This is a genomic window from Pseudomonas sp. Sample_23 (assembly GCF_004307595.1).
Lineage (GTDB): Bacteria > Pseudomonadota > Gammaproteobacteria > Pseudomonadales > Pseudomonadaceae > Aquipseudomonas > Aquipseudomonas atacamensis.
On the sequence record NZ_RCNX01000057.1, the window covers coordinates 10,688 to 15,533 of the forward strand.

The 4,846-nt window shown below is 58.7% G+C and carries 6 protein-coding genes; 3 read left to right on the plus strand and 3 right to left on the minus strand.

The features are described 5' to 3' along the window. Positions 1 to 193, plus strand: a 193-nt coding sequence (locus tag D8U82_RS28285; RefSeq protein ID WP_206663331.1) for a hypothetical protein, incomplete at its 5' end; no start/stop codon positions are given. Between the two features lie 106 nt (positions 194 to 299). On the opposite strand, the gene D8U82_RS15530 is transcribed toward D8U82_RS28285, so the two are convergent. Beyond that, positions 300 to 707, minus strand: a complete 408-nt coding sequence (locus tag D8U82_RS15530; RefSeq protein ID WP_016771629.1) for an HPF/RaiA family ribosome-associated protein — start codon at positions 705 to 707, stop codon at positions 300 to 302. Positions 708 to 907: 200 nt separating this feature from the next. Then, a complete protein-coding gene (locus D8U82_RS15535; protein ID WP_130902485.1) occupies positions 908 to 1,855 on the minus strand; it encodes a LysR substrate-binding domain-containing protein in 948 nt (315 codons plus the stop codon). Between the two features lie 135 nt (positions 1,856 to 1,990). On the opposite strand from D8U82_RS15535, the gene D8U82_RS15540 reads away from it, so the two are divergent. Continuing rightward, positions 1,991 to 3,367 carry an L-serine ammonia-lyase gene (locus D8U82_RS15540; RefSeq protein WP_130902486.1) on the plus strand — a complete coding sequence of 459 codons (1,377 nt, stop codon included), beginning with the start codon at positions 1,991 to 1,993 and terminating at the stop codon, positions 3,365 to 3,367. Between the two features lie 263 nt (positions 3,368 to 3,630). Next, entirely contained in the window at positions 3,631 to 3,948 is a 318-nt protein-coding gene (locus tag D8U82_RS15545) for a DUF3509 domain-containing protein (RefSeq protein ID WP_016771632.1), read from the plus strand. Here D8U82_RS15545 and D8U82_RS15550 read toward each other — a convergent pair. After that, a complete protein-coding gene (locus tag D8U82_RS15550; RefSeq protein WP_016771633.1) occupies positions 3,945 to 4,445 on the minus strand; it encodes a phosphate-starvation-inducible PsiE family protein in 501 nt (166 codons plus the stop codon). The two genes, D8U82_RS15545 and D8U82_RS15550, sit on opposite strands and share 4 nt — an antisense overlap. Between the last annotated feature and the right edge of the window lie 401 nt (positions 4,446 to 4,846).

The window sequence follows — 4,846 nt, forward strand, 5'->3', positions numbered from 1 at the left end:
CGATTTACGCTCGCCTGCAATATCGAGCCGAACGCTGGACTTGAAAACAACCGGAATCGGCTCCCTCTCCCAGAGGGAGAGGGGACTGACCGAGGTGTATTTACGATTTACGCTCGCCTGCAATATCGAGCCGAACGCTGGACTTGAAAACAACCGGATCGACTCCCTCTCCCTCGGGAGAGGGCTGGGGTGAGGGGCTACGGTCTTAAACCCTGCGAGCAATCACCAACACCACAAACAAAAAAACGGGCCTGCATCAGCAGGCCCGTTCTCCTTGTGTGACTTGTGAAATCAGCGCATCAACTGTTGATCGCTGCCTGTTCATTCTCGTCAAATTCTTCCGCCAACAGCTTGTCGTTGGCCTTGCCAGTAAATGGCACTACAGCGGCGCGTGGTTTACCTCGCAGTTTGCCGAACAGATGATCCAGTTTGTGCTCCAGTTTCTCGGCGGCACCGTCGATCGCCTGTTCCAGCGAATCGGCTTTGTGGGTCACGGAAATCGGTTGGTGGCCTTTTGGCCGCGCTTCCAGTTGGCAGCGCAAGTCATGGGGACCTGGTTTCTCGCCGTTCTCGTCGCTCAGGTGGACTTCGACACGGGTCAGGTCTTCTTCATAACGGTCGAGCGTGCTCTCAATAGTTGTACGTACCCACTCCTCCAGTCGCTTACTGCTTTGAATATGGTTATCGCTGTTGACTTGGATTTGCATAGTTCATCCCTTATTTCAGCTAGCTCGCTGGAGGCCTTGAAGTGAATTTCCTGACCTCCTGGTTACAACAATCGGCCCGAGCGGCGAACATTTCAACCCCTGAAAAAAGAAAAATATTCATTCGCAAAAAAAGCCGGACAACCGAGCGAGGCGCTGTTAATGTCGGGAGTTGGGTCGACCCGCTCCGCAGAAAAATCTGCTCACATCTGCTGCTCGTTCAGCGGGTGCAAACAGCGAAAAATCCCCGCCTCCTCCACCAGCCAGTCGTGCACAGCGCGAACGCCCGGATGGCTCAACGCCCCCGGTGCATACAGCAGCACATAGCGTTTATGGTTGGCCACTGACAAGCCGAACGGCACGATCAAAGTGCCGCGCTCCAGCTCATCGTTGAGCAACGTGCGCCGGGCAATCGCCACGCCCATGCCAGCGATCGCCGCTTCGATGGTCAGGTGATTGCGGTTGAACGTGTGGCCGCGTCGCACATCGGCGCCTTCGAAGCCGATCGCGTTCAGGTAGAACTCCCATTCTGCGTATTCGTAACTGCCACGCCAGGCGGTGATGTCGTGCAGCAACGGGAAATGCATCAGATCCGCCGGCCCGTGCAACGGCGGGCGCCCACGCAACAGGCTCGGCGCGCACACCGGAAATATCTGCTCGTCGAGCAAGGCTGTGGATAACAATCCGGGGTAGCTGCCATCGTTGAGGTCGATGGCCAGATCGAAATCGCCCTCATGCAGTGGCACGCTGCTGTCCTCGGCCACCAGGCGCAACTGGATATCTGGAAAACGTTGCTGCAAGCGCGGCAGGCGTGGGGTCAGCCACTTGCCGAGAAACGACGGTATCGAACGCAACCGCAGCGTCCCGCTGATCATCCCGGCGTCCAGCCGGCGCAACTCCGCATCGATGCTGCCATAGGCTTCGTTGACGGTCATCGCCAGCCGCTGCCCCTGCGCACTCAACTCAACGCCCCGCGCGCGCCGATGAAACAGGCGAAAGCCCAAGCGCTCTTCCAATTGGCGAATCTGCTGGCTGACCGCGCCCGGGGTGATGTGCAGCTCTTCGGCACAACGGGTGAACGACAGGTGCCGCGCGGCACAGGCAAACACCTGCAGCCAGACATAGGTCTGGGCGTGCAATTGACGACTCATTGTTTAGTCCTGCTAAAGGCTGTCTTAGGAGGTTTCGTTGGTCACCTCGAAGCGAGGCAGGCAGTATCGCCGACATTGCGCTTGTCCGACAAAAAATGGCAGCGATTCCTACTCCATTGCTTGTAAGGGTTTAGCATGGCTATCAGTGTTTTCGATCTATTCAAAGTGGGCATCGGCCCGTCCAGTTCCCATACCGTCGGTCCGATGCGTGCAGCCGCGACCTTTGCCCAAGCTCTGATCGATCAGCATCTGCTCAATGATGTGCGACGTGTGCAGATCCGCCTGTACGGTTCGCTGTCGGCCACCGGCGTCGGCCACGCGACTGACCGCGCAACGGTCATGGGCCTGATGGGCGAGTGGCCGGACAGCATCGATCCTTCGACCATCGATCCACGCATTCAACAACTGCGCGAAACCGGACAACTGTCCCTCGCCGGTCGACGTTCAATTGCTTTTGACTGGCAGAGCGATCTGCTGCTGCTCGACGAGAGCCTGCCCTACCACCCCAATGCGATGTCGCTGAGCGCCTTTGGCGCAAGCGCCGAGCTGTTCACGCAAACCTATTACTCGGTGGGCGGCGGTTTCATCGTCGAAGCGGCTGAAGCCAAGTCTGGTGTGGCGCCAACCAGCGACGTGGTGTTGCCCTATGATTTTTCCAGCGCCGCCGAACTGCTCGCCCTGTGCAAACAACATAATCTGCGCGTGTCCGAACTGATGATGGCCAACGAGCGCGCCTGGCGCAGCGACGCCGAAATCCGTCAGGGCCTGTTGCACATCTGGTCAGTAATGCGCGAGTGCGTCGAACAAGGTTTGCGCCACGAAGGCATCTTGCCCGGCGGTCTGAAAGTACCGCGTCGCGCGGCAAAACTGCATCGCAGCCTGTTGGAAATCGGCAAACCGAATGTGATCAGCTCGACCCTGTCGGCCATGGAATGGGTCAACCTGTTCGCCCTCGCCGTCAACGAAGAAAACGCAGCCGGCGGGCGCATGGTCACCGCGCCGACCAATGGTGCCGCCGGGATCATTCCGGCGGTTCTGCACTACTACATGAAATTCAATCCGGATGCGTCTGATGATGACGTCGTCGCGTTCTTTCTCGCCGCAGCCGCTGTCGGCATTTTGTGCAAGAAAAACGCCTCCATCTCCGGTGCCGAGGTCGGCTGTCAGGGCGAAGTCGGCTCGGCTTGCGCAATGGCTGCCGCCGGCCTGGCCGATGTCCTCGGCGCGACACCGGAGCAAGTGGAGAACGCTGCCGAAATAGGCCTGGAACACAACCTCGGTCTGACCTGCGATCCGGTCGGTGGCCTGGTGCAAGTGCCGTGCATCGAGCGCAATGCCATCGCGGCGGTGAAGGCGATCAACGCCGCGCAAATGGCCCTGCGCGGCGACGGCAATCACTTTATTTCCCTCGACCGGGTGATTCGCACCATGCGCGACACCGGGGCCGACATGCACGACAAATACAAGGAAACCTCGCGCGGCGGGCTGGCGGTGAACTGGGTGGAGTGTTGATCGGCCTGACTGCACTGTCAGCGATCATCGGCTCATTCCTGCCCTGAAAACGCGCCACAAAAAACGGCGAGCCCCGAGGCTCGCCGTTTTTTTCGCCGTGTTTATTGTTCGACAATTTTTCCGGCATGCCCCTTGCTACATCACCCTTGAGGCAAACGGACATTGCAAACCTCAGCGAACGAGATGCCAGTGGTCTGGTGTTGCGAACCAAATCGGATCATGGCCGGTCAACAACTGCACGTTCAATCAGGCGGTGACGCATCATGGACAACCCATTTCAAATCATTACCGATGCCTTCGCGCCGGACTATCAGATCAATCTGAGCATTCAGGGCCTGGACGGCAGCATCATGCTGACCCTGTCCAACGCCGGCCGCATCGTGGCCAAGCGCATGATCAGCGCCGAACAGCGCAACGATCCCGAGCGTTTGAAACGGCTGGTACAAAGCATCCAGTTCGGCATCGCCATCGAACAGGGTCACAGCGCCATGTCGATTCTCGAAGCCATGACCAGCGGCGCCGGGCTGACCCCGCCACCGCCACGGGTCAAAGGCCAGCCCGGCCAGGCGGCGGGCCTTTAGAGCTCGCCCTTCTCCACTTCAGGATGTTCGCTGGAGCCCGTGCCGATCTTGCGCTGCGGGTTCTCGATCTTCACCGAAGGGAATTGCGACGAAGCGTAACGCACCACCAGGATCGCAAACGCCAGCAGCAGAATGCCGCCGCACAGGTAGATGATGCCCATGTCCGGCGGGTTGTGGTGCGAGACGTTGGAAATCAGCAAGCGCGTCAGCGCGGTGATCGCTACGTAAATCAGAAAGCGCACCGGCATATGGTTGGTCTTGAAATAAATCCCGACCATCGCGCCCAGTTCCAGATAGATGAACAGCAACAGAATGTCATCAATCTTGATGTGCCCGACTTCGAGCATGCCGAGGAACTCCATCACCGCCGCCCACGCCGTCACCGCACCGATGGCGAACAGCGCCAGATAGTGGAAGGTTTCGACGAACAGGTTGCCCAGGGACTCGGCCAGTTGATGCACGTTACGCCGCAGTTTCTCGGCCCAGTTTATTTTCACGATGAGTTTCCTTAGCCCGTTTCGGGCGGATGATGCGTATCGCACGTGACGGTTTTGCGCGCGCGCCTTGTTGCAACGGTTTTCATGCAGGTTCAGGGCCACGCATCATGGCGATCCGCCGCAAATCCCGCGCCGTGGCGTTTGGTCGCAGGCTCGCGGCTTTGCACATTCCCCGTGGGAGCGAGCCAGCTCGCGAACAGCAGCGACACGGCTCACTGACAAACGCCAAATCCGGTCTACATTGAAAAGCCACTACCCATGGCGCAGGGATTCGCTTATCCTTTTCGCTGTATATGGATACAGTAGTCGTCAAGACAACTTAACGTGAAGGCATGTGAGGTGGTGAATGGCCGTCGAAGTGGTATACCGCAGCAGCCGAGATCTGGAGCGCTTGTTCATGG